This window comes from Bdellovibrio sp., from assembly GCF_036384735.1.
Lineage (GTDB): Bacteria > Bdellovibrionota > Bdellovibrionia > Bdellovibrionales > Bdellovibrionaceae > Bdellovibrio.
In genome coordinates this window covers 274,007-299,900 of the sequence record NZ_DASVLT010000007.1, presented here as the reverse complement: position 1 = coordinate 299,900, position 25,894 = coordinate 274,007, and the positions used below count along the sequence as shown (strand labels likewise).

Sequence of the window (25,894 nt, the reverse complement as noted above, 5' to 3'; positions counted from 1 at the left end):
CTCATCTTTCAGAGGAGATTTCAGAATCTTTATTAGGAATTGCGACGAAATCTGCGAGAAATCTCAAAATCAAACAAAGGCTTGATGAACTTCGCAACCTTCAATCCAACACCTGTTAGACCTGCGGGCTCCAACGTTGGAAGGTCATGAAGAACAGCCTCACGAATCATCTGCGCATATTTAGCAGGTGACATGGATTCTTGGGGAACTTGGAAGTTTTTCCCATATAAGGTTTCAATTTCATCAAACATGCGTGTCTTAATTGCCGGCGTAATCAATAAGAGAGTCGTAACACCTGCATCTTTCAACTCAAGATGAAGACAGTTAGTGAACGCCGCCACGGCAGCCTTAGATGCGGCATAGGTCGAAGCGCACGGAAAATTCATATATGCCGAAACACTGGAGTTATTGATGATCTTTCCGCGTTTGCGAGAAAGCATCCCCGGCAAAATTCCGTGAGTTAATTGCACCAATGCATTGATGTTCACTTGAAACATTTGATAGATGTTATCGATGGGTTGATCTTCTAGTAAACCACCAGTCAAAATACCCGCGTTGTTAAAAAGAATATCCACAGGCACATCACGAAGTTGCGCCAGCAAACCATCAACGCTTTCACGAGAGCTCAAATCAGCTTCATAGATTGTCACGGATTTAGCACCAGCCTCTTGAAGTTCCTTAACGATCTCCTCATCTCTTTGACGAAGAACAATGTGTAAGAAAGCTTTATCTTGTGCGCAGACTTTCGCAAAAGCGCGACCAATTCCGCGACTTGCCCCCGTGATTAAAATTTGACGATTTGCTATTTCCACTTTCTACCCCTCTTTGATTTCCGTGGCGGCACCTAGGCCCCAGGATTTCAAGATCTCGATTTCCTCCGCAGCTGATCCGGCTTTTTTAAACTTAGCTCCGGATTTTCCGCTGACGCGACGCTGGCAGGAAGGCCAATCTTTATGGCGATAAACCAAGCCACCAATGTTGCTCAAGTAACTGTGCGCCACCTTCTTTTCACCAGGCGATTTCATGTCTGGCAACGCTGTGTCCTTGGGAAGTTCTAAGATATTTACTGGATAATGCCTTAATGTACCTTCATACAAATCGATACCGGCATTTTTTGAATAAGCAACAGCGATCTCATCGCAACGTTCATTGCCGGGAATACCGATGTGGCCGCGACTGTAGTGCCATTCGATTTTATTTTGCGGCCCGCGAGCTTGCACGAGTTTCGAGATTTCTTCCCACAGATCCTTGTTAGAAACATCAGCACCTTCTGCGGTCTTCCATCCGCGCTTTTTCCAACCCCAAATCCACTGAGTGATTCCACGAATCACATAGGTTGAATCTGTGTAGAAATTGATTTTTCCAGGATGCTCTTCCAAAGTACGAAGAGACTCAAGCACTGCTGTCATCTCCATACGATTATTGGTGGTTTGTGGATCTCCACCACCAAGTTCTAGAACCTGATCTGACGGAAACAAAAGAACAGCGCCCCAACCGCCAGGACCGGGGTTTCCAGAGCATGCGCCATCGGAAAAAATCTGAATATAATCTCTCGCGTTTTTCACACTGGGATCGTCGCGGGTCAGGAAGGCGAAGTCAAGATGCGCCTGCTGTCTAAAGCTTAAACATGGGGACAAGCCCATCTTCTTTATATTTCAATTCGGCCATACATTTTGTGGCACCTCCTTCGCAATAAATACAAAACCGGAGGCCTATCTATGAAATTTAAAGTTCAAGCACTTGTTGGATTTCTGGCGACTTTATTATTAGCGTCTCCGTCATTTGCCAATAATGCGTCAGCCGCATCTTCAACAACAGTCGTGCAAGATCCCCATGGAGACCTTTTGAACGGCTTCGTACAGCTAGCGCGTTCAACGAGTCTTTATGACTTTCAAGATGGCACTCGTAAAGACGGCATGGATTATGTCGCACGTTTCAATTTGAATTTGTCAAAACAATACCTAGTTCGTGTAGACGGTTCTTTCTCGCAAGATCTTAATAATTCAGACAACAACGATGTCAGTGATACTTATATATCTTTCGTGCGCAATCCATCACCTGTGGGTCGTTGGGTGATGCTAGGATACTCATTGGGCGCCGTCGCACCGACTTCCAAGGATTCACACACCCGTCAGAACCTTGAGGGAGCGACATCCGCAGCCATGATAGCGATGATCAATCCTGATCGTCTCATTCCGGGATTTGCGGTTGTCGGTGGCATTTCGATCAGAAAAAACTTCCACTCTTATGACACAGATATCAACGGCAATGTGAATACAGAATATTCTTCTGCACAGTCTATTTCTGTAGGTTACGACTTTGCTTCAGGCATCAGCTTGTCAGCGCAGTTCGTTCATAAAAATGGTCTGACTTATCAAAACAACATCCTTGAATCATTCGAACATTCTGAGGAAATTGACTACGGAATCAATCAAAACGTCGCCATTGCAATTGGTCACACCAATGCCGGCAGCGTTTTGAAAGCAAATGGAGTTGACTCTAATATTGCCTTGATCGACGAAAACGCCTCTCTTGTCTATGCTTCTTTAACGGTCGCTTTCTAGAGGGAAAATAACATGAAGCTCTTCCTGGCAGGCTTACTCTTAACATTGAGTTTCCTCGGAAGAGCCATCGCCTCCCAGTCCCCGTCACAACCCATCGACATTATCTTTGATATCGATTGGACAACTTTCTACACCATCAATCCAACCGATCCAAATCAAGCAGATTCCAACATCATCTGGGTCGAGGGAAAAGCTTATCGCCCGACTGAGCACCTAGGTGAAGTTCTCGAATCTCTTTTACAACATCCAGAAGTTCGCGTTAGCTTTTTCAGCGGCGGTGAAAGATCCCGCAATGAAGCTTTGTTAAAAGCATTCAGGCTTCCGTCAGGTCGGTCGGCCTTTGATGTATCCTACCGTGTCTTTTCGAAAGAGGATCTTTCTGTGGTCTCTACTGATGCCACCATGCCATTCTCAAAGCGATACAAAAAATCCCTCGAGGGTCTTTTACCCAATGCAACTCCAGAGCGCGCAGTTTTGATTGACGATCAGCCCGAGTTTGCGAAAGCTCCGTGGGTCGGTGTTTCTTCATTGGGACGTTTTAACTTTCAGAAAAATTTCGATGCATCAAAGATCCCTATGAGCTTCTTCCCTGAAAATCGCGAGCAATGGATGGCAGAAAAGGACAAAGCTTTAATGTGGAAAACCCTTCTTGAAGAAGCGATTTCTTCCTCGGAAAAATCCGAAACATCTTTTGCACAGATTGTTTCCTCCGTGTGGTCCGCGAAGTCTCAAAACGCTCTTTGTAAAAATCTATTTAGCTTCTAAATGCGCGTATCATTTTAAGAATACGCGATTTGTCCTCTGTCTAATCTGTCGACATTCAAGATTCGTTAAAACCAAATAATAGACATTAAGGAAATTTCTTCATGGCACTTTCAGTGCATTGTTAGTCCCTCAGAGAGAGTCTCTGCCAGTGCCCTCAGTGTATTCGATTTGAGGCGCAAGACAGTGACAATTAAGGAATGGAGAGAAAAATGGCTCACAAACCTCAATATACGAAAGCCTTCACAGCTTTGTTGTCCCTGGCGCTTATGGCTTCAGGTTGCACAAAGAAACGTGATGCTGCTTTAACAGATGCAGATGCATTGCAAACTTTTGCAATCTCTGAATTCGGAACTGCTGACAGTTCGGGATTTAAAGCATCTTTGAAATCCAGCGTGCGCGAGCAATCTGCTGCGGGAATTCAAGGTAATAAAGCCACTGAAGAAAAAGGCCTGGTCGCGATTGATGCCGACAACTCCTCCATCCCTCAACGTCTTCGTTTCATGTTCAATAACTTAGAGGTTTCTGGACAAGAAGGACAAGACTTCAAAATCGTGTTCAGCGTCGACTCTAAATTCGTGACAGCTTATAAGCTTACAAATAACGTGTCAGTTCTATCTAAATTAGAAAAGCAACTTGCCGTATCTGCTGGCGAGGTTCAACTTTCTATCGACCTACAAAAGGCAACCACTCCTGCCGCAAAGAAGGCCGTCGTAGCCAAAATGGCTGCTGCACAAAAAGCTCGTGTGATGTCTCTCTCTAACAACACAGCTGCAAATGTGCTTGTTCCTCTATTCAAATATGAAATCCAAGAAAAAGGTGTTCTTGAAAGAACTAAGAATGAACTTCGTGAAAGCACTTCAACTTTGATGATGCGTGATACTGAGTTCAGCCAAGCAACTCATATCAAAATCAAAACGACTTCTGACGACCGTAAAGACATCGGCAGCGTAGAGCAAAAGAAAGAATTAGATCAAATCTTCACAACTGAAGGTTTGGACAACAAGGTTTCTACTGCTTCTGATCTTCAGGCAAAATACAACTTCAACATGAAGTTCGTTGCTGATGATACAAAAGTTTTGACTAAGCTTGATAGCGACAACATGAAAGTTTACGAGATCACGTCCATGGCAAACCTGTCTAAAGACGAACAACGTCTTGTGACTACAGGCCGTGCAAATGGCGAGCTTTTCCACTGTGCTGACTCATCAGTTGCTTCTAATGATAAAAACTGCGTCTTGCGCCTGGTAGCAACAGTGCCGGTGACTTACCAAAAGCTTAGCTTGAACTTGGCTGACTCTAAAGACAACACAAGCAATGCTTTGCAAATCGATAAAGTCACTAAGGCTGAATCAACAGGTCTTGTTGAAATCGCCCGCGAAGTTCGTGCAGAACGCGCGCGCCCTACCGGCATCATCGACCCATTGAACACAATCAAAGTCACTGATTTGGCGGGTGAGTTCTATTTCAGAAGAACTTTCGAAGACGCTTCGAACATGATGGTTGTTGGTCAAACAGGTACGAGCGGCGACATCTCTATCGTTAAATTTGAACTTGAAAGAGATCGCCTAGTCGTTCGCAATCAAAAATCTCTGATTCAATACGTGGGGCAAGGTGCAAAAGACCGCGAGGAACTCATCAGCGTTCCTGTTAAATACTTCAAACTTGAAAAAGTAGATGCTGACGGCGTTGCCGTGACAGTTCCTAAATTGATCGATGCTCAAAAAGAAGATGCTGAATATCTGGAGATCGACTGGACTAAAAACACAATTCCAGTAGCGAACTCTCCACTTTCATTCTTCGAAGTTGGTACTTGCTGGGAAGCTCAAACATCTCAACAAGTGACTGATATGGACATGCGTTTGGCTAACGACGGTATGTTGCAGTTCTCTTTGGCTGGTTCTTATACCGTGAAGCCAGGTTGTGCGAACCAAACTGAAGACAAAGCACAATTCAACTATAACGTTGTAGAGCGTCTTTCATTCAAGAAAAGAACTCATGCGCAAGAAGACGATACTCAGTTTGCACCAAATATTTCTTTGAATGCTCAAAGCTCAATGAATTTTGCGATCTTCACAATGTCTGACGCCGTGACTGATCCGACTGTTCGCCCAGGTCGTCAAGCAAGCCAGGTTTACCACCCTGTGATCCATGACTTCCGCAATGGCAAAACATTGCACTATTGGGTGGGTGGTCTTGCGAACTCTCCAAAAGAAAGAAGAGCTTTGATCGAGCAAGCGGCGGCAGAAGTTATTGCAGAGTGGAATGATGCATTCCACAAAGCTTTCAAAGGTACTTCTTTGGATCGTTCTGGTGACTTCATCGTCCTAGAACATGAAGACGACGCTACTCGTGGCCACTTGGGCGACTTGGACCGCAACTATTTGTGGTTCATGGACATGCCAGCTGAAAACGGATTACTGGGTGTTGCTCAGTTCGCACCAAATCCATACTCTGGTACAATCGTAGCGAATAACGTTATCGTTTACTCTGGTAACTCTGAGACAGAAGTTCGTAGCTTCCTGAACAGCTACGGCGAGTCTCGCGCCTACGAAAAATTGTTGGACGAAGCAAAACAAGAAGCTTTAGCAGACTTCCAAAAACAACAAGCTGATGAAAAAGCACAAGCTCAAGGTCAATCTGCAGGTGCTGGTGTAAGCACTGGCAACGCTGCTGGTGACCAGGTCGCGGCAGGTGCAAGAACTTATGGCAATTTCTTGAAGAAGTTGATCTTGTCTGCTCGCCCAGCAGCACAAACTCAAAGAATGTCTTCAAAATACACTTCAATGCTTGAGACTCGTAAAGCTGGAAAATCATTAAACCAAAAAGCATTGCTTGGTCGTACACAGGTGAGTGACGTTAACATCACTTCTTCAAAAGACTTTACTCGTAAAGTTTTGACTGAAGCATTGTCGGGCGATTTCAAGGACGATCCAATGATGTTGGATGCAATCATTTCCCGCGAGCTGGCTCGTACTGAAAAAGGTATGTCTGCTCAAATGAGAGACCTTTTGATCCAACAAGCTCGTGCGAAAGAAATGACGGCGAAATTCAATGCAGCCGCAAGAAAACGCGGTGGTTGCTTCATGTACGCTCGTGAGGAGTACAATGACAAGTTCTTGGAAACCGATTTCAATACTTTGTTCAAAAAGGAAATCAAAGCGACTCTCTTGCATGAGGTAGGTCACGCTTTGGGTCTTCGCCACAACTTCAAAGCCTCTTACGACAAAGAGAACTTTAACTTCCCGGGCGAAAACACGAACCGCAACTACACTTCGATCATGGACTACATCGCTTCCCCAGAGATGGAATACCAAGGCCCAGGTACATACGACGTGCATGCATTGCGCGCAATCTACACAGGCTTGGTTGAAGCTTCTGAGAAAGCGAAACAAGTTGCTGCTAAAAACGGCGGTGCTTTGACAAACTCAGACAAAGTATCTGTGAACTTGATCAATGGTACATACCTGCAACTTGATGACGTTAAGAAATTCCTTGGCGTGACAAACTGGGTTGATATGCAAAAACAAGTTGTTGATAAAACAGGCTTGTTAAAGCACTACAGCCAATGTCATGACGAATTAGTTGGTGTAGAGCCAGCGTGTGCTCCATACGATAGCGGTGCCTCTGCGACAGAAATCGTTAAGAACGCGATCCAAGACTACAATCGTTCTTATGCAACTTCTTATCATGCAGCCGACCGTATTAACTTCGGCTGGCCACAAAAAGTTGCGGTGATCCGTAACTCTATCACGAAGTTCCAGTCGATCCGTCGTTTCCTTGATGACTACTTCAAGATGGTTATCTACCGCTCTGCTTTGAACAATGCAGAGTTGGCAGACTTCCGCGAGGCAGCTTACCTTGGATATGACTTCTTCCATACTGTTCTTCGTATCCCAGATACGAACTACGGTTTCGGCAGCAGTGCTGAAGAAATCAAGCAACGTCTGATCCCAGTACCTTATGTTTTGAAAACTCCAGTATTGAATGCGGACGGCTCACAGGCAGCTGATGCTCAAGGCAATCCGAAATTCTCTGAGAAACAAGACATCAAAATTTTGGAAGCGCGTGGTGTTTACGACTCTTCAGCCGCTCCAACAGGCGATCGCTTGGATACGTTAGGTATCGGTTATGACAAGCAGTTTGCTCTTCAGTTCTTGTTGACTGCAAACCCTGCAGCTCTGACTGACGACTCTCAAACTGGTTGGATTGGTTACAATGAATTCGAACAATACTTCTTGGGTGTTGAGGATGCGAGCCAATCGCAAAACATGATGACTTTGCTAGAGATCATGACTGGCAACTTGAAAGTTGGTTTCGTCGATGCAGCTCACAACCTTCAAGAAGTTGATTCTCCGGTGAACGTGAATAGAAACTTGCTTGATTCAGCGACTTTGGGTGGCTTAGCTGACACAAACCAATATCGCTTCATGGGCTTGGATACTTTCGCTGAGTTCTTCAAAGTAGGCACACTGAAAGGTGGCAATAGCTTGAAAGATCGTTTGTCTGTAGCTCGCTACGGTCAAAGCTCTAAATCAGGTGCGGGTGTGAAATTCTATGCTGTAGACAACGCGATGGGTGCGAACTACCTAGTGTCTCACGCTGCTAGAAAATCTGTATTGCTAGAGAATAAAACAGCTTTGGCAAATGGAATGGTTGCGATGATCAATGCAGATATCACTTTGCAAGGAAAAATGGCCCAGGCAGTTGCTGCGAATGCGGCTCTAAAAGGTAAGTCACAAGCCGAGATCGTTGCTACCAGCGATGACTTAAAGGCAGCTCAAGCAGCGAGTGACAAAGCGGCCCAAGACCTTACTAAGGCTTTGACTGACTTGAACGTTAACGGAGTTCTAGTAACTGCCGGTGAGATCAAGTCGAATCCAAACTTGGCTCTGGATAAGCAAGTGACGATGTTGAGAGGCATGATGGGTCGATCTATGTTGCTTCTTCTTCAAGCGAAGCCACAACTTGAGCAAATTCCATTGGATAAGCTTGAGAATGTATTGAAAACACTTGCCGCTCAAAAAGAGACAAATGCGCAACTTGCTCAATTGGATCTATTGGCTCTTGGTCAGGAAGTATTGACTCAGTTGTCATCACAAATCCAAATCAAGTTAGCTGGTCAAGGTGTTGTGACTGCTGATAAGGTTATGAACTTAATGATGGATGACACTCCATTGACATCAGGTCAGCAAAGCTTGATGTACACGATCGAAGACCTTGCTCGTTACACAAGCCAATTGAATCCGGAATACACTTACTAATTATTAGCATCGCTAGTAGTTACACAAACTAACAAACTCAAGAGGGAAGACTGCGGTCTTCCCTCTTGAGTTTAGTGCTGCGAACGGACGACACTTTACGTCCGATTTCACGAATTCGACAGTGTTTTCAATTATGTAAGCGCTTCAACAATCATTTAATTTCATTCAAGATCGCGCAGTTATCGGAAGGTGGTACAGTCGGCCTGTGTTTAGCATTTAGAAAAATCATCACTGGAGGTCCAAGATGAAGTCTCAATGCTTAAAGGCTCTATCGATCGTTGCCATCGTAGGTCTTGTGGGATGCAATAAAGTTCAGTTCTCTGCACTGGACAGCACCGCGGCTTCCACAGGTGTTACAACAACTACTACTACAACGACGACCACGACAACAACGTCGACTGATACCACAGCGTCCGCTTGCTACAGCACGAACACTGTCCCGCTCACAATTGCATCTACTGCAACACTGGGCAACTATGCTGAGCAAACATTGTATGCGCCATACAACATCACAACGACAATTGCTATGCACAACAATGGTGACGGCCATTATTATGGCACCGTACAAGTTTCTTATATTGATAACGGCGTATCCCATGGAGGGGTTCTCTCTGCACCTGCAGGAAATAACGTGTCTATCGACTCCCTGAAGGACAACGGCACTGTCACTTCAGTTTATAACTATTGGTACAATAGCAACCAAAATTTCTCGGGCTATGTGCAAGATTCTTATGGTGCGATCGTTCTTAGTATTACAAGCGTAAACTCAAATGGTTGTGCGACAGGAAATCTGTACTACAAAAACTTCTCTATCGGTCTTGCGACAAATATCCAATCGCCTTACCGCGAGTGCTGGTTCATCTACTCGGGACCTTATGTTTGCGGCTCCTCGACGATCAACAATAAGTCATCTTTAGTTCCAAGCGATGGTTATACATTCCTTGGGTCATTCACTGGATTGCCTGTCAGCACAGCCTTCCAATAAAATAATTTCCCCGGGGAAGTCGGAGCGGAGAGGGTTCCGGCTTCCCTATTTTTTGGCTAGATATTCGTGAATTTGATTCTCAAGTTTCTTATCGAGATGGCCGAGGTCTTTAATCTCTTCGATCTTCACCACTTCATCCATCGGATAGACCACGGCAAGCTTCACACTTTCCACGCCGTCAGTGTATTTCATGCGATGTAAAGCCCAAGTGTAGGCCTCAAGCTGTCTGAATGCTGTGTCTGAATATCTTTGCGAACCGGTTTTATAATCAACCATCCAAAGCGTTTTATCGACAACGCCCCACAAGTCGATCTGTCCCTGCATCAAAGAGTTTCTAAACGACAAAGCAAACCCCCACTCGACATAACCTTTGTTGATAATATCAAGCATCGGAATTTTCTCTGTGCTGGCCAAAAATTGCAGTGGTTTTTTCAAATCACTATCGGCGATTTTAGAAAGTTCATCGTGGCTTGTATATTTCAAGGCCTCGAACAAGCGATGGGCATTCGTTCCTTGCTGCGCCCGAGCTAGTCCTGGTGCCAATTGAGATACTTTCGCCTGATATTCGGCTCCGGCAACACCTTCTGGTGTCACTAGTTCTGTGACAGAAATATATTTTCTTCGCTCTTCTGCCTGCGGGGCCTGCCACAACGGGCGAAGAGTTTTCTTTTGCAAATCCTCTTCCGCCATTCTGACTGGACGAGGATTTTCACTGCGTACGACATACGAGAAGTCTTTTTCTTCATGAAGACCCTCTTCTAAATTCAATGGACACTGAGCTGCCCAAGATTTCTTACCAACCTTATGGTCCCACAAAAGAGTCACGCCGTGCTTTGCACGCGTTAAGGCAACATACAGAACACGATTGAATTCCTCGGATTCACGCTTACGAAGTTCCTCGACGATTTCGTCAGCAAGCAAGCTTCCCGCCATGCCTTGAGATTCTTCATCGCGGACTTTCAAAGTCCACTGTCCTGTTTTTTCAACAAAGCTGATAACCGGAGCAAAGCTGGCCCTTGGATCTTTACCCATACCAGGCAGGATCACATGATCAAACTGTAAACCTTTAGAAGCATGGACCGTCATAAAGTTCACCCGCTTAGGTTCAATCACCGGGGTCGCATCCGAGTCCTCACCACCTTCATCTGTCGATAAAGTTTCAAGGCTCGTATCTAAAAAGTCGAGGAAGTTAAATCCTGGACGACGTTCTTCAGCACTTAACATCGCAACCACTTTCCATAAGTTCGCCTCTCGACGTCCGGTGGAATCAATGCGCGCAGAATAATCAAACAGTCCAAGTTCGATCAAAGCTTTCTTCAGAGTCCAAGAAAGACCTTTTTCTTCAGCCGAATTTTGCAATTGCTTTAAAACATGCAAAGGATGATTGCTCGGCTTTTCATCTAGACTTTTCAGTGCCTCTTTCCAGAAAGAATGCTTGAAGCTATGACAATAAGCTAATAACTCTGAATCAGAAACATGCAGCCACGGGGAACGAAGAAGCGCCACAAAGTTGGCGTTATCGTGCGGATTCACCATGAACTTTAGAATTGCCAAAACATCTAGAACTTCACGACGCTCATAGAAGCCGCTTCCACTATGAAGTTGCAAAGGCACGCCGTATTCTTGGGCGACCTTGGCGATATCTTCCAAAGTTCGATGAGTCCGACTTAAAATACAAATTTGTTCGGGGCTTACGCCTTGTTGTAAAAGCTCCTGAATGCGAGCGACGGCCGCTAACGTTTCCGCAGATGTTTCATCATCTTCTCCCGTTTCCGTTAAAAGAACTTGAACAACAGGATCTTCCGGGCCTTTTTTTTCTTTTTGCGGATCCGGGGTCATTGCCGCAAACTGAGAACTTAATTTCGTGAAATAGTGATTGAAGAACTCTAAAATTTCCGGCGACGAACGATAATTCACAAGCTTCACTTGCACATCACCATCTTGCGCCTCAATCTCGTTCACTTTGTCCTGAAAGACTTCGGATCGAGCCCCACGGAATAGATAAATACTTTGCTGGGGATCGCCCACGACAAAAACAGGCTTATCGCCCACAAGATTGCGAAGCAATTCAACCTGGATCGGACTGGTGTCCTGATACTCATCGACCATCCAGAAATCCCACTCTTGCGAAAACTTCACTGCGGACTCTGGAGAGTCTTTGATGATTTTATAAGAAAGCGTTTCCAAATCTGCCATAGATAAGAATCCGTTTTCCAATTTTAGTTGCAAAAAGTCTTTGCAGAAATTTTTCGCAAGCTCTTCGAAAAGCTCGCAGTTCTTTTGATGTTTTGTCCAAAATTCGGGGCGATAGCGCGGCTCTTCCAAAAGTTTATCGATGTGTTCGCGCAACTCTTCTAATTCCTCATTCAAACTTAAACTGAAAGGAGGCGTGTTCTTTCTAAACTGCGGTTTCACCGAGAAGTCCCACAGACTTTGCAGGCGGTCAAAGAAACCCGCAAAGTCCTGATTGGCAATTGTCCAATTGAAAGTGCGAAGAGAACTTGCATAGTCTTTCCACTTATCATTGGACGCTTCATTTTCAATTTCTAAACATACACGCTTCAAGCGACCAGCCATGTCGTTGATCAAGCGTTCCGTCTTATTTTGCAATTCCGTACTGGAAATAAAACTTGCTCCCGGAAAAATGATATTTTCCGAGAAGTATTGAAGCAGAGCACTTTCCAAGGTTTGAAAATCGTATTCTTCTAAAAGCTCTTGAAGATGTGAATTTTCCAAAATGTATTTGCGCATGATCTTTCTGGCATGACGGCGAACCTCGCTATCACTCATAATCGAATAATCAGGCGTCAAACCGATGGCCGATCCATAACGGGATAGAAAAAGACTTAGAACTCCGTGGATGGTGGAAATTTGCACTTGGGATCTAGAGCTGACAAATTGAAAAAGATCATCTCTTTGCTCTTCCAAAGCTTTCTTTAGCAAACGCTCTTTCAACTCTTGTGTCGCCTTGCGAGTGAACGTCGTCACCACAATACGCGGGAATTTATGATGATGATTTTTAAAATCGTCCGCAAACTGCAAAAAAGTCTTTGTCAGAGTCGTCGTCTTACCCGCGCCTGCGCCGGCGCGAAGAATTGTATTCTTTAGTTGAGATGAGGTGCTCGACATTGTCGTCTCCACTCGCAGGTTGCGCAGGTTTTATCGTCGGCAGGCTCTGGTTTCGCCTCGCCATTGCGAATACGCTCCAACGTGCCCATTAAGATATTGCTGAATTCTTTTAAATAAAGCTCTTTGGCTTCAAAGGTTGCATTTTTATCTTTACGTTTTGAAGCCGGATATAAAGCACCCGCAAGTTCATCAATTTTGAAGCCCTTGCGATCGAAAGTTCGGAAAATGTAATAGAAAAGGCCAATCACATCCCCTTGCACTTCTTCCATTAGATTCTTTTCTAAAATCCACATGTAAAAGAGCAATTGAATCTCATGATTCTTTAGCCAAGAAGAATGTGATGTAGTCCCACCACCAGAGCTTTTATAATCCAGCACAACTAAATGCTTCTGTTCATCGCTGTCGATACGGTCGATCTGACCCGAGATGCGGAAAGCACCCTCCACAGCGTCTTTGCTTAGTGTTTCTGTTTTTGGATCTAGATAAAACTCAAACCGCTTTTCGCGAGCGATGGTTTTCGTTTTTGGAAATTCCTTGCGCCAATTCTTTTCAAACCCTAAGAAACGAAGACCCAATTGAATGTGTTTTCTTTTTAAAGGAAGCCACAAACGTTCATCGGCAAAGATCAGCTCTTTTTCTTTACGAATACTTTCCAATAAGGAATCGAGTTCGTCCGTTGTCCAGTCAAAGCGCATTGGCTCAATCGTCAACTTCTCAAAAATCGCATGGGCTAGTTGACCACGAGTACGGTGATCCACGTCCAAATCAATATCTGGAAGATCTTTGAGTTTGAAATATCTTTGCGCTGCAAAAATGAAAGGGCACTCCAGGAAGCTTTCCACTGCTGAAGCGGAAATGCGTGGAAGCTCTTTCAGTTGCAAGGAAGGCGTTTCTTCTTTGCCCAAGTCCTCACGAATTCGATGCTCGACGTCCTCGCGACGACCATCCAACCAAGGGCGCCCCTCACGAAGATCTGAATATTGCAGTTCATCCCAACGAGTTTCTTTGGGCAAGGTCAAACCTTCATGATTTTCAGTCAAGCTCATCCAGAATGTAGATGGCGAGCACAACGACCCTGAAAGATCGGTCGCTCCGAAACAGTAAATGTCGTGAATGGAATCCGCTTCTGCTAATAAACGCAATTCGAACTCCAAATCGCTTTGGTCTGGATTGTCCAAATAGAAACCAATATCTTTGGCCAACTCAAAATAGTCTTGGCCAGATAATTGAGTCTTATTACGCGACTTCAATGACTCGTCAGTTAGGCCCACGAAAATACGGTACAAGGCCTTTTCGCTGTGAGCCGACATAAGCTTTGTGACAAGAATGCCCGCAGGTTCCCCTTTTTCAAGAGTGTATTCTTTTGCTGCAACGATGCTTTCTAAATAGCTAAGCCATTCTTTCCAGATCAATTTCGTATTGGCTGTAGCATTTTGTAAAAGTTCGCGCAGAACAATCTGAACAACTTCCGTCTCACTCGAATTCCAAAAACTTAACGCCTTCAAAACAAATTCATCACGACTCACAAGACCCGAGACATCCAATTGATCATGGAAAATCTTATGAACGATTTCATTACGAGCTAAATCTTCATTTACATAAAGACTTTTATATAAAGCTTTAAACTCTTCATAACGAAGACCTTGGGCTTCATGCTTATCGAAGAACGAAATCTCTAAGTCTGAAGAAGATAAGCGACCACTCTTAGATCTTAGCGTCGCAAGCCAACGAGTGACTGACGGCAAACTTTGTACCTTGTGAGTGATATCTTTCTGATAAGGAATTCCCTCCTCAGCCAAAAAAGACTGAAGGACGGGCCAGTAAGTCTCAATATCGGGTGCCACAATCGCAAGTGATGATGCAGGCAACCCTGCATTCAACCACTCGCGCACTTGTCCAACGGCATTTTTAATTTCTGCCAACATTCCAGAAAAGCGCAAAACATCGATGGTTTTATCTTTCGCAGGAACTGGCGAAAGTTGAGTGATTTTTGAACTTTGCCCACGCAAATCTTCATAGGGTCTTAGCAGGAAATGAAAATCTGTACGCCATAACGGAGATGGCTCTAGCACCGTCACGTCAATGTAACGAGATAACGTGCGAAGAATTTCAGCTTCGACACGAGAAATCTCACCGCTAAGATCAACAATGAGCGAAATATTCCAAACTTTTTCAAGCTCGTTGAAGTTTTGCAGATAAGAGGTGATCCAATCTGAAGTGATGACGTTATGTTCTTCAAGAAGTTTGATCGCACAAAAGCGCGCTCGCAGATACCATTCACGCCAACGATTCTTTGCTTCTGGATGAGTCTCAAACCATTCATCCAAACGCTTTGTTCCTTCCGGATGGAAGATGATCGCAGCCATTTGATCAATATAAGAAAATACAGTGTCTTCGGCAGAAGAATTTACACCTAAAACTTCGGCATTTTCATCCATGATGGTGCGAAGCAAAGATCTGGCAAAAGGATCGCTGACCAAGCGAAGACGGGGCTCGAGACGTTTTAACAACATCTTCCACAAATCACTGGCACGCAAAACTGATTCATCGATGTATTGGCCATCACGAGCCAGGATTTTTTGCTGCAATTCAAACTTTGTGCGCAAGTCAGACACAAGCCACGATTGTTCACGGGGATTGTAATTGGCAAAAAGCTCGTTCACTTGGGAACGATTTTCGATCGGGATAATTTGCAGCATTTCTAGATTACCGGCGTTGTTTCAGTTTTCTTCTCTTGCCTTCATTATCCGTGAAATGGAAGTCAGCATCAAAGCTTAAATCGATACTGACGCTTACTGCGTAGCGATTTTCTGCCGTCTGTCCAGGATAGACACCAAGCTCTTCTGTGTAACTAGCAGCATCAACACGGAATATGAGAAAATTAAATCCCGCGCCGTATGTGAAATATCCTTGATCGATCCCCGCGCGGAAATCGAAAAGTGGAATTGAGAGTTCTGTTCCAATATGCAACTTCTTGCCAAATTGAATGTCATTTTGATTGAGCTGACGGAACTCCGCCCCCGCCGTCCAATCGATGCCTGGAATATCGAACCCAACACCCAAGCCGGCAGAAATATTTTGCTCAATGTGAGGTGGTGCGTCTGTCCCCGCCGTTTTCGTAAATGACGTATCGCCTACGTCTTGCCAAACCACGGCAATAGTCGGTGTCAATGGGGCTTGGATTTCTGTCATCAACGCCAAATCAAGACCGTAGCCAGTCCCTTTATTCTGGTAATAACTTTCAAGTTTATCCAGAGACATCCCGCTAGATACCTCTGCCAACCCTAATTGTTGTTCCGTACCACCCCACCGAGAGATACGTTTTACATTCAGACCACCGTAAATGTTCGGCCCCAATGGAACCGCACCACCGATGACATAACCCTGATCGTTTTGGAAGAAGCTATCGAACTGAGGATTCGCTGGATCGTGCAGCTCCACCGAAGCATTATAGTTCGTGTAATAGCCGAAACCAAAATAAGGCATTGCAAAAGCTGCCTTACCTGCGGCCTCAACATCAAATCTCTTTCCATACAACGAATTGTAAGAGGACGGATTACTTGAATCAAAATTTTTCAAAGTGTCCAAAGAGGAAATGCTATCGCTATTAATTCCCGCAGCCACCGAGGGCACAGTAAAGTTAAAGCCTTTTACTTTCGCCAATGCTGCTGGATTATAAAACAACGCATCTGTATCATTCACGATTGGAATATACATTCCGCCCATACCCAAAGAGCGAACCGCGCGGGCCGTCTCGTAAATCTGCTGAGCATGAACCGTTGGAGCTATTAAAATAAGTGCTAAGGCTACAAACCGCTTTATCATCATCAAGTCCTATGGAGGTGGTTTGTGCGAGGGACAGCAAACTCCCGTCAGCGAATAAGTTGGAGCACTAGGCGGCGGAGTCGAGATGTCACACGTTCCAAAGCCCATAGCGCTTGTATCTAATAAAAGACGGAATCCATAAATCATTTTAGCCGTCACAGCAGTCGGGTCCGTCGTCGTACAAGAAATCCCAAGTGTCGTGCACGAGCTGGTAATTGAACTCACTGCGGTCAGCATGCTATTGCCGGCGCCGATGACGTTCGTTAACGCCGTGATATTTTCCACAATCAAGCCCACACCCGCGACAACCTTTTGAATGTCAGCGTCTAAAAGATAATGGCTTGGCATTGCCGGTGCCGGTGCCAATGTATCCATCGGTGCATCCGCCGCCGTCCAAGTTCCCTGGGCGACACCACTGTCCCACTCATGGCAAACATTTGATGAGGAATCGATCGTACCATTGTGATCAGTATCGATTTCGTATCCTAGATTTGTTGATATACGGGCCAAGCCCAAAATTCCTAAGAATAAATTTTCATCTGCGGTTCGTGATCCCACAGCGCCAATACTTTGCATAATGGTGATGGCTCTTTCGCAAGAAGCTGGATCCACGGTCACACCATTGAATAAAGAAAGAACGTATGGAAAAATCTGTGATGCCGAGCCTGAGGCATTCTGCAAGTTGGTCACAAGATTTGCAACCAAGACGCCGCACTTACCCGCATAAGCACTGGCATGACTGTTCATGACATCACGACGTGCTTGATAGCTTACCGATAGTTGATTTTCTATAATATTGATTGCGGCATCCCATGATTGGTTGTCGATATCTTTTTGAGCATCAATATAAAGGGCTTCATCAGAATTTGTCGACGACAGATCCTGCAAAACATTCGGCTTATCACAAGAGGTCGTTAACCCCAAACAAGCCATCATAATAAGAATGTTTTTAACCTTGCCCATTTCTTTCCTTAAAAACGACATGCAAATTTTAAGATGTAACGTCGGTCTTCCTGAGTTGACGTATTCGTACCGATTTCTTCGCCGTAGCTCGTGAGCTGCCACTGAAAGCGTTCAGACGCAAGTTCCAAACCCGCTGTCCAATATCTTTGATTATAGCCTGCTCTTAAAAAGAACACATCTCCGAAGTTAAATTCGACACCGGCGTGGACTTGTTTGGCGTGATCATCAATTTGAGATGATGTTAATAAGTCACGGTACTCGATAGTCCACGATGATCTCACGTAGTTAGTGTGGATCGGAAAAATTGCAATAGCGACATCCATATCCATCGGAACCAAATCGGGACGTGTCGTAGTGGAACTCGTCAAACCCGCACCGGTATTAAAGCTCGTGCCACCGATGTCATGCAATGTTGCACTTACAGTTGGCAAGAATGTCCACGGAGCTGCCAAGATCACACCAACATCCGATGCGACACCCAACCCTTCACTGCCGATGTTTTTATAATCCAAAGATCCTGTCGAGCTTAACGCCGATTTATTTACTTCGAGACGGTCAATCAATTTGGTATTCACACCAAACTTCAAACGCCCATCGAAGAGACGGAAATTAAAGCCCATCGCCAATGCTAAATCGCGGCGATAATAAGTATCAATCGTTGTTCCATCGGTGCTCATCTTCGCATCAAGAAGATCTTGAGCATACAAACCGATTCCGAAATTTTTCCCTACAAACGACGGCATCATTTGAGCCTTCGCATGATAGTAAGAGCCACGGTCTTTATCCAAAGCTCCTTTAACGTCACTCAATTCAAATGGATTTGAAAATGCCGAGTCAGCGTACATACTTTGCACGTTTGAATTCGCTTCGACTTCCGGGTCGAAGATAGTTCCATAAAAATCACGAAGCTTACCTAAAGCCGCTGGGTTCACAAGCAAAGCAGTTTCATCATTCACGACAGCAATACACGCGCCACCCATAGCTTGGCAGCGAGCGCCCTCGTAATAACGATCGCGCAACTCTTCCGCATTCACATCCATCGCGAAAGCGCACAGCAGAACTATTTGAATGAGAGCAATCCACAAAATCCTTTTCATAGGCCTCTCTCTAACTATTGAAGAAGATACTTCCTAAAGCCTATCGGCACATTGCAGGCTCACATTGAGACGTCTCAGAAAAATACGGTCCTAGGTCCTGAGTAAAGATCGGACTCCGAAATTCCGATATAATAAACGGATGAATCCTCAAAGGGAGTTGAAGATGTTCTCTAAGAAAATCACACCGCTAGTTTTCTGCCTTAGTTTAATGGCAGTTCTCGCCGGATGCGAAGATCCAAGCACGGCTGATAAAGTCGCAGACGCGCAACTTTGCATGGATAATGCAACCGATGCCACCTCTGCCAATGCCTGTGTTGCTAAAATCGCTGATATCACGACCCCGGAAGCCTATACTCTTCGTTGCGCTGCGGGTTTTATTGGAGCAGGCCTTACAAGTCCTACTAATTTATCAAATGCGTTGAATGCAATTAAAGATAACGGCAGCACAGCAAGCATGCTCGCTTACCTGGACTTTGGTGACACGACGACAGCCGCCACAGTCTTCAGTAACTGTCAGGCTTCGAACGATCAAGGTTTGATGCTGATCGCGGCGATGGCGAAGACAGCGACGGCAGTTGCCAGTTATATTCCAAATGGAAGCACTGTAGACGTAACGGCAGTTACGAATGCCATTAATACATTGTTAACAGATCTTTCTGGCTCTGGTGCGACACAAGCTGCGGCTCAAGCGCAGGTTGATGCTATAGGTTCAACGATCCAGGCGGTTTACTCTGTGACTTGCGGAACAAGCAATGCGAACACAAGTATTTGCAACTCTATCAATGATGGTGCCGCTTCTGTGAATGTCGATATCTCAACAGCGACAGCACAAGATATCGGAAATGCGCTTCTTGAATATTGGAAGTCAGGTCAACACTAAATCTTCAAAAACTTAAAATAAAAAAAGCCAGGGTTGTCTGGCTTTTTTTGTTTCCGATTTAAAAATTAATTAGAAATCTAAATTCAATCTTGCGGCATACACACGACTTTCAATCGGTGTATTTATCGTTCCAACGTCATCGGCGTAGCTGACAAGATTTAGATTAAAGATACCAAGCTCTGCCGAAACACCCGCGGTCCAGAAGCCTTCACTGAAACCGCCGCTGTAGTGCCCTTTCCACCAGTTGCGCACCGTCCAGTCGAATTCAAGCCCCGCATGTAAACCACGACGCCAGGTAAATTCTGGATGACCGATATCACGCACATCAAGAACACCGCGACCACCAAAAATCCAAGCGGTTGGATATTCCCATTTCGTTCCCACATCCACAACGCGGTATAGTTTTTCTGGGACTCCATTTTGAGTCACATCTTTGTTGATCAATTTCAAGGACTGACCGAATCCGCTTTCTGCGATATTATGAACGGTCAGACCGAAAGTAGGACGGGCTAAACGCATCATGGACCAGAACCCTTCATCGGGAAGCTCTGGCGTCCACAGCATACCGATATCAGCATCCACTGTGTAACCTTCAAGCAGATCTTCGCGCTTTATGATCTGACTGCTCGCTGCCAGATCCGCAGCACTGATTCCCTTGCTATAGAATCCGCGGTTCACGAACTTTCCCGTGATTCCCATGGAGAATCGACCATAATCAAACCAATGCAAATCATCCGCATAGGAAACCGCCAATGTTGAATCCACATAAGCCGTCGTATTCATGGTTGGTCCGACTTGCTGGTGCATTGCTGCTTCGACAGTCACATCGGCAGGAATAAAGGCCACTCCCCACTTGGGCCGAACCCACTCCGCTTCCATCGGAGTGACACGCACAGAGTAAACGTCACCATAATGTTGTTGGATCAAGTTCAAATAAGCTGTCTGCTTTTGCGAATCCGTCTGAGATGAATCTTCGATCTTTTTGTAGTCGTCATAAAAATCTTTTGCGCCGGGAGTTCCAGCAAGACTTAAAGAAAGATTCACCTGTCCATCTTCACGACGAGCTAAACCCGCTGGATTATAAAAAATAGCTGTGTAATCATCAGCAACAGCAGTAAACGCATCCCCCATCCCCAAAGCACGCGGAGATTGATAAAGGTGATGGATAGTTGTGCTGACGGTATCTGCAAACGCTTGGCTTGAAAAAAAAGACGTCAGGCCCGAGAGGAGCAGGATTCCTCTAAATAACATTTATGCCTCCGAAGTACTTAACAACATTGTAGAGATAAATTATGCTTTGTCTTATGCGAGTTTCCGTTTCGATCCTTTTTTTGACCTTGGTCGTGAATGCGCTTTCAGCGCAGGCTGCGCCTACAACCAAAACGACATTAAACCCAGCCCCACTCAGTGGGCAGAGCGATCCCCTATTAGCAGACAAGACCATGAGCCACGACCAACTTCCCTCGACGCAATTGAATCTGGCGGTGGGCTTTGCCGGTGGTGATTTCTTAGAAGGCAATGAGTGGAGGCAAGGACCGACCTTAGCTCTCCGCTATTCTCCGTTAGATATTGAAGGATTGCCTCAGTGGGATCTTGAAGGACAAATCAACAAGGACAATTTAGTCGGCGCTTTTTTGGGAAAAAGATTTTTCATCACCCAGGATGATTACCTTCCCTATGTGCGCATAGCTGCGGGAACTTTCTTTGATGCAAAAAGTGAATTTGCCAATGTTGTGGAAATTAAACGTTGGCGCGCCCGAGCAGGCCTTGGTATCGGCGCACAATTTAATTTTGAGCTCGGAGCTGGTGTGGCCGTCACGGGTATCGATATGTATGGGCAACTGGGGTACAACTTTAACTTCTAAGACTTTTTTTGCTCTTCAAGCCACGCTAGAAGGCGATCAAACTCGCGCAGTAAATGTTGCTCGTCTTTATTGTTGAAAATGATAAAGTCCGCCTGCCCTTCCTTAAACTGAATTGGAATCTGCGAAGCAATACGCATTTCGATCTCTGATTCACTCCATTGATTGCGACGACGAAGACGTTCTTTTTGCTGTTCTTTTGTACAACTGACCACGATCACACCATCGAATTGGTCCTCGGCTTTAGTTTCATAAAGCAAAGGAACATCGTACACCGCTAACGGAGTATTCATATCTTCCAGCATACGACGACGACGACGAGTTTCCTCACGAATAAGCGGATGTGTGATTTCCTCGAGCTTGCGCAACAATTCCGGATTACCAAAAACCTTCTGTCCTAATTTGCGACGGTCTAGATTTCCATCTTCAAGAAGCACATCTTCACCGAACTCGTGCGCAATAGACTTAAGTCCAGGGGAACCGGATTTCACGACATCTCGAGCAATTACGTCAGCATCGATAACCGGAATGGAGTGTTCCACGAGCATCCGACTTATCGTGCTCTTGCCGCAGGCTATACCTCCGGTCAGTCCAATCCATTTCATATCCGAATCTCCTTAAAGATTCTTTTTATTTTACCGATAGTCTTCTCAAAGGGGAACATATTTTCATGTCTCAGGCTGTAGAGCAATTTGGTAAATACATCCTTCTAGAGCGTTTAGCTGCAGGCGGTATGGCAGAGGTTTATCTGTCCAAATCAACTGGTGCCGTGGGTGTTAACAAATTCGTAGCCATCAAACGCATTCTTCCCCAATATTCTGACCATCAAGAATTCATCGAGATGTTTAAAGAGGAAGCAAAGATCGCCGTGAACCTGAATCACGGTAACGTTGTTTCCATCTATGATTTCGGTGTGGAAAAAAATCAATTCTTCCTGGTAATGGAATACGTAGAAGGCCGCAACCTTCGTCAAATCCTGAACGAACTTAAGAAATCTAATACTCAATTCACGATCGAACAAATCGTGTACATGATCAAAGAGGTTGCTGCGGGGCTTGACCACGCTCATCGTTGTATCGACGGTACAACAGGACGCCCTTTGAACATCGTTCATCGTGACATGAGTCCGCAAAACATCATGGTATCCTTTGAAGGTGAAGTAAAAATCATCGACTTCGGTATTGCCAAAGCGGAAACCCAACTTGAAGCAACAAAAGCCGGCACGCTTAAAGGGAAATATGGTTACATGTCTCCTGAACAAGCGGATGGTCAAAACATTGATCCTCGTACAGATATTTTCTCGATGGGTATCGTGTTGTGGGAGCTTCTTGCCAATGATCGTCTATTCACTTCAAACAGTGAGGCGGCGATCTTGCGTAAGATTCGCGAGTGCCAAGTTCCCTCTATTCGCAAAATCAATCCATCTATTCCGCCAGAGCTTGAGCGCATCGTAAATAAAGCATTGGCAAAAGACCGCAGCCTTCGTTATCAAACTGCAGCGGCTTTGCACCGTGATTTGAATAGATTCCTGAATACACAATATCCAGAGTTTTCTCCTCACGATTTCAGTGTGTTCATGAAGAATGCCTTCTCTGCAGCGTTCCTTGAGCAACGCCGTAAGCTTGTCGAGTTTGCGAAAATTCAAGGAACTGGCAATGAAGATAAAACTGTGGTCACACAGACGGATCTTCGCGTTCCACCGAAAAATGTACCTAAAGCACCTATCTCTGCTGATGCGGATGAAGGTGATTTGGCCAACGAGAAATTAGACATTAATACATCGACTGACATTCGCGTGAATCTTGACAATCTGAAGGCTCCGCCAAAACCTGCGGCTCCAAAATCAGATACAAACGTGACTCACACGCACACTCGTACTTCGACGGGCTCATCGACAAGTGTTACAATGACTCGCACTCCATCCGGTGGCATGCCGATGGGAACACGCACGGCCATTCGCAGCACTCCTCCAGCGAAAGACTACACAACGTGGGCTATTCGCGGAGCACTGGGTGTCGTTATTGTCGCCGGCGGATTATTTGCTTTCAATGCATTTAAAAAATCTTCTGTGAAAACTCCAGTTACACAGGAAGGTCTGCCACCAGTAAGTGCGGCCACTCCTGCAACTGGTTCCGCGGCACCCGCTTCAGAGGGCGATCCACAACAAGCTGACATGGCGGCAACAGCACCAGAGTACACAGTTATGATTCGCAGTAATCCTGACAAAGCCCGTGTTGTGATCAACGGGACTGATACGGGCGGTTATACTCCGATGCGAAAAACGCTCAGAGCCAACGTCCCTGCCAACATCCGTCTTGTAAAAGAAGGTTATTCCGATTATGTAACTACATACACACCGACAACTGATGTGGGAAGTATCGAGGGCAATCTGCAAAGACTTGTTCGCGTTGCGACTTTGTACATCAAGATTGCGAATGGTGGTGCGAATCCTGAATTGCGAATCTCCGGCGTGCCGGTCGATATCAAAACAGAAAACGAGCCCTACTACATCCAAGCTGAAGTCGGTGTTAAAATACAGGCTTTCAATAAACTGACGGGACTGTCGGCAGAGAAAACAGTGATGATTCACGCCGACCAAAAAGACACTGTAGAGTTGTACTTGAAATAGTTCCTCGTATAGATTGCTGCTAATATTTCTTTTGAAGACGACAGCTAGGAGTTCTCACCATGACGAAAACTTTGGGACAATCCATTCTCGAAATGCGTTCCCGCGATCCCCAAAAAGCAGCCGTCAAATTCAAACAGGGCGATAAGTGGATTTCAAAAACTTGGCCTGAATATTATCAAGACATTGAAACTCTTGGTTCTGCTCTATTGTCTCTTGGAATTAAGCCGGGCGACCATGTTGCCATCATGTCCAACACTCGTTACGAGTGGTCTGTAGCGGATTTTGCAATCTTTGGTATTAAAGCCGTCACGGTTCCCGTTTATCAGAATAATACACCTGAGGACGTTGAATACATTCTGAATAATTCTCAGGCGCGCTTTTTGATCACGGAAAGTCGCGGTCCTCTTAAAATTTTCCAATCAGTCAAAGATAAATGTCCTTCAGTTGAGAAAGTCATCGTCTTTGAAGACACAACAGCTGAAGCCGATGTGATCACCTGGAAAGGCATGTGGGAAATTGGTGAAGGTTATCGCCAGTCCCATCCACAAGAATACAAATCATTGTGTGAAACCTTGAAGCCCGAGGATACAGCGACAATTCTGTATACTTCAGGAACTACAGGCCGTCCTAAAGGCGTTGTATTGACTCATTTGCAAGCTGTCAGCGAAGTGTCTGAAGCCTTCCCGTTCTGTGGCGCAAGTTCCGAAGACGTTTCCTTGAGCTTTCTTCCTTACGCTCACATTCTAGGTCGTATTGAACATTGGGGTCATACCTACATCGGTTACACTATGGCCTATGCTGAAAGCCTTGAAAAAGTTCGTGGCAACTTAGTTGATATCCGTCCGACTATCATGGTTTCGGTGCCGCGCATTTTCGAAAAAATCTATGCGGCAATCTGGGCGCAAATTCAGACTCAGCCTTTGAAAATGAAATTGTTCAGCTGGGCCCTTTCTGTCGGCAAAAAAGTTGGCGATCATAAAATGAGTGGTCAAGCTTTACCTCTTGATTTGCTCATGCAATACGAAGTCGCCAAAAAACTTGTTCTTTCAAAAATTACAGATGCTTTCGGTGGTCGCCTACGTTTCGCGATCAGTGGCGGAGCTCCCATCTCGAAAGACATCGCCTTATTCTTTCACTCTGCCGGTATTTTGATTCTTGAGGGCTACGGTCTGACGGAAACGACAGCCGCGATCACAGTCAACACTCCATACAATTATCGTTTCGGCAGCGTAGGCCGTCCTATCGGCGAAGTGAAATTGAAAATCGCTGAAGATGGCGAGATTCTGGTGAAAAGCGACAAAGTGATGAAAGAATACTACAACGATCCGGAAGCCACGAAAGAGGCTTTCACAGATGGTTGGTATCACACAGGCGACATCGGCGAAATCTTGCCAAGTGGGGACTTACGCATCACAGACCGTAAGAAGGACTTGATTAAGACAGCCGGCGGTAAATACGTGGCACCACAGCGCCTTGAAAGCTTCTTGAAGCTTTGCCCCTATATTACGAACGTCTTGATTCATGGGGATCAAAAGAAATATATCGTGGCATTGCTGACAGTGGATCGTTATGCCCTTGAAAAATTGGCGAAGGAAAAGAACTTTGCATTCAAAGACTGGAATGACTTGGTGAAGAGCTCGTTCGTGAATGACATCATTCGCAAAGCCGTGTCTGATGCCAACACCCATCTTGCCAGCTATGAATCGATTAAGAAGTATCTAATCCTTCCGCAAGAATTTACAGTAGAAGCGGGGGAACTTACTCCGTCACTGAAGGTAAAACGCAAAGTCCTGGATCAAAAATTTTCTGCGGAAATTGAGAGTTTATACTAAATTTAGAGATAAATTCTTATTATGAGCCACCTTTATAAGGGCGGTTCATGAATTCCAAAATTGAAAATGAAGACGGAGCGATTTACTCAAGTTCCTGTTAAT

The 25,894-nt window shown here is 45.2% G+C and carries 17 protein-coding genes; 8 read left to right on the top strand and 9 right to left on the bottom strand.

Going from position 1 to position 25,894, the window contains the following annotated elements; genetic code table 11:
- Window positions 1-32 precede the first annotated feature (32 nt).
- A complete protein-coding gene (locus VF412_RS02000; protein ID WP_331337523.1) occupies window positions 33-812 on the bottom strand; it encodes an SDR family NAD(P)-dependent oxidoreductase in 780 nt (259 codons plus the stop codon).
- A gap of 3 nt (window positions 813-815) precedes the next feature.
- Window positions 816-1,565 (bottom strand): ribonuclease HI, encoded by a 750-nt coding sequence (gene rnhA / locus VF412_RS01995; protein ID WP_331337522.1) that lies wholly within the window; start codon window positions 1,563-1,565, stop codon window positions 816-818.
- Between the two features lie 153 nt (window positions 1,566-1,718).
- Between rnhA and VF412_RS01990 the strand changes: the two genes are divergently transcribed.
- The 4 genes from VF412_RS01990 to VF412_RS01975 all read left to right on the top strand — a co-directional run bounded on the left by VF412_RS01990 (window position 1,719) and on the right by VF412_RS01975 (window position 9,575).
- Window positions 1,719-2,564, top strand: coding sequence for a hypothetical protein (locus VF412_RS01990; RefSeq protein ID WP_331337521.1), 846 nt, complete (start codon window positions 1,719-1,721; stop codon window positions 2,562-2,564).
- 12 nt (window positions 2,565-2,576) lie between these two features.
- The gene (locus tag VF412_RS01985) at window positions 2,577-3,329 is read left to right on the top strand and encodes a hypothetical protein (RefSeq protein ID WP_331337520.1); all 753 of its coding nucleotides are present in this window, start codon (window positions 2,577-2,579) and stop codon (window positions 3,327-3,329) included.
- A 209-nt stretch (window positions 3,330-3,538) separates the two neighbouring features.
- A complete protein-coding gene (locus VF412_RS01980) occupies window positions 3,539-8,590 on the top strand; it encodes a zinc-dependent metalloprotease (protein ID WP_331337519.1) in 5,052 nt (1,683 codons plus the stop codon).
- A 244-nt stretch (window positions 8,591-8,834) separates the two neighbouring features.
- Window positions 8,835-9,575, top strand: a complete 741-nt coding sequence (locus VF412_RS01975; protein WP_331337518.1) for a hypothetical protein — start codon at window positions 8,835-8,837, stop codon at window positions 9,573-9,575.
- A gap of 45 nt (window positions 9,576-9,620) precedes the next feature.
- Here the strand turns inward: VF412_RS01975 and VF412_RS01970 are convergent, their stop codons facing one another.
- From VF412_RS01970 to VF412_RS01950, 5 genes are read right to left on the bottom strand one after another with little or no spacing between them, the layout of a single operon-like run.
- Window positions 9,621-12,704, bottom strand: a complete 3,084-nt coding sequence (locus VF412_RS01970) for a UvrD-helicase domain-containing protein (protein ID WP_331337517.1) — start codon at window positions 12,702-12,704, stop codon at window positions 9,621-9,623.
- Window positions 12,680-15,403: a PD-(D/E)XK nuclease family protein gene (locus VF412_RS01965; RefSeq protein ID WP_331337516.1), complete on the bottom strand. Its 2,724-nt coding sequence runs from the start codon at window positions 15,401-15,403 to the stop codon at window positions 12,680-12,682. Before VF412_RS01965 ends, VF412_RS01970 begins: the two co-directional genes overlap by 25 nt.
- 7 nt (window positions 15,404-15,410) lie before the next feature.
- Window positions 15,411-16,532: a hypothetical protein gene (locus tag VF412_RS01960; protein WP_331337515.1), complete on the bottom strand. Its 1,122-nt coding sequence runs from the start codon at window positions 16,530-16,532 to the stop codon at window positions 15,411-15,413.
- Between the two features lie 6 nt (window positions 16,533-16,538).
- Window positions 16,539-17,492 carry a hypothetical protein gene (locus tag VF412_RS01955; protein WP_331337514.1) on the bottom strand — a complete coding sequence of 318 codons (954 nt, stop codon included), beginning with the start codon at window positions 17,490-17,492 and terminating at the stop codon, window positions 16,539-16,541.
- Between the two features lie 8 nt (window positions 17,493-17,500).
- A complete protein-coding gene (locus VF412_RS01950; protein WP_331337513.1) occupies window positions 17,501-18,589 on the bottom strand; it encodes a hypothetical protein in 1,089 nt (362 codons plus the stop codon).
- A 139-nt stretch (window positions 18,590-18,728) separates the two neighbouring features.
- On the opposite strand from VF412_RS01950, the gene VF412_RS01945 reads away from it, so the two are divergent.
- The gene (locus VF412_RS01945; RefSeq protein WP_331337512.1) at window positions 18,729-19,469 is read left to right on the top strand and encodes a hypothetical protein; all 741 of its coding nucleotides are present in this window, start codon (window positions 18,729-18,731) and stop codon (window positions 19,467-19,469) included.
- A 69-nt stretch (window positions 19,470-19,538) separates the two neighbouring features.
- Here the strand turns inward: VF412_RS01945 and VF412_RS01940 are convergent, their stop codons facing one another.
- The gene (locus VF412_RS01940; protein WP_331337511.1) at window positions 19,539-20,720 is read right to left on the bottom strand and encodes a hypothetical protein; all 1,182 of its coding nucleotides are present in this window, start codon (window positions 20,718-20,720) and stop codon (window positions 19,539-19,541) included.
- Window positions 20,721-20,812: 92 nt separating this feature from the next.
- On the opposite strand from VF412_RS01940, the gene VF412_RS01935 reads away from it, so the two are divergent.
- Complete coding sequence (locus VF412_RS01935; protein WP_331337510.1) at window positions 20,813-21,334, top strand: hypothetical protein; 522 nt, start codon at window positions 20,813-20,815, stop codon at window positions 21,332-21,334.
- On the opposite strand, the gene coaE is transcribed toward VF412_RS01935, so the two are convergent.
- The gene (gene coaE, locus VF412_RS01930) at window positions 21,331-21,936 is read right to left on the bottom strand and encodes a dephospho-CoA kinase (protein ID WP_331337509.1); all 606 of its coding nucleotides are present in this window, start codon (window positions 21,934-21,936) and stop codon (window positions 21,331-21,333) included. The two genes, VF412_RS01935 and coaE, sit on opposite strands and share 4 nt — an antisense overlap.
- 65 nt (window positions 21,937-22,001) lie before the next feature.
- On the opposite strand from coaE, the gene VF412_RS01925 reads away from it, so the two are divergent.
- A complete protein-coding gene (locus VF412_RS01925; RefSeq protein ID WP_331337508.1) occupies window positions 22,002-23,960 on the top strand; it encodes a serine/threonine-protein kinase in 1,959 nt (652 codons plus the stop codon).
- Between the two features lie 59 nt (window positions 23,961-24,019).
- A complete protein-coding gene (locus VF412_RS01920; protein ID WP_331337507.1) occupies window positions 24,020-25,792 on the top strand; it encodes a long-chain fatty acid--CoA ligase in 1,773 nt (590 codons plus the stop codon).
- The last annotated feature ends 102 nt before the right edge of the window (window positions 25,793-25,894 follow it).

What these genes read in the sequence shown, in the direction of transcription:
- VF412_RS01940 (WP_331337511.1), bottom strand. Translation starts at nt 20,720, where the DNA reads ATGTTATTTAGAGGAATCCTGCTCCTCTCGGGCCTGACGTCTTTTTTT.
- VF412_RS01960 (WP_331337515.1), bottom strand. Translation starts at nt 16,532, where the DNA reads ATGATGATAAAGCGGTTTGTAGCCTTAGCACTTATTTTAATAGCTCCA.
- VF412_RS01925 (WP_331337508.1), top strand. Translation starts at nt 22,002, where the DNA reads ATGTCTCAGGCTGTAGAGCAATTTGGTAAATACATCCTTCTAGAGCGT.
- VF412_RS01965 (WP_331337516.1), bottom strand. Translation starts at nt 15,403, where the DNA reads ATGCTGCAAATTATCCCGATCGAAAATCGTTCCCAAGTGAACGAGCTT.
- VF412_RS01945 (WP_331337512.1), top strand. Translation starts at nt 18,729, where the DNA reads ATGAATCCTCAAAGGGAGTTGAAGATGTTCTCTAAGAAAATCACACCG.
- VF412_RS01920 (WP_331337507.1), top strand. Translation starts at nt 24,020, where the DNA reads ATGACGAAAACTTTGGGACAATCCATTCTCGAAATGCGTTCCCGCGAT.
- VF412_RS01985 (WP_331337520.1), top strand. Translation starts at nt 2,577, where the DNA reads ATGAAGCTCTTCCTGGCAGGCTTACTCTTAACATTGAGTTTCCTCGGA.
- VF412_RS01975 (WP_331337518.1), top strand. Translation starts at nt 8,835, where the DNA reads ATGAAGTCTCAATGCTTAAAGGCTCTATCGATCGTTGCCATCGTAGGT.
- VF412_RS01950 (WP_331337513.1), bottom strand. Translation starts at nt 18,589, where the DNA reads ATGAAAAGGATTTTGTGGATTGCTCTCATTCAAATAGTTCTGCTGTGC.
- coaE (WP_331337509.1), bottom strand. Translation starts at nt 21,936, where the DNA reads ATGAAATGGATTGGACTGACCGGAGGTATAGCCTGCGGCAAGAGCACG.
- VF412_RS01970 (WP_331337517.1), bottom strand. Translation starts at nt 12,704, where the DNA reads ATGTCGAGCACCTCATCTCAACTAAAGAATACAATTCTTCGCGCCGGC.
- VF412_RS01955 (WP_331337514.1), bottom strand. Translation starts at nt 17,492, where the DNA reads ATGGGCAAGGTTAAAAACATTCTTATTATGATGGCTTGTTTGGGGTTA.
- VF412_RS01980 (WP_331337519.1), top strand. Translation starts at nt 3,539, where the DNA reads ATGGCTCACAAACCTCAATATACGAAAGCCTTCACAGCTTTGTTGTCC.
- VF412_RS01990 (WP_331337521.1), top strand. Translation starts at nt 1,719, where the DNA reads ATGAAATTTAAAGTTCAAGCACTTGTTGGATTTCTGGCGACTTTATTA.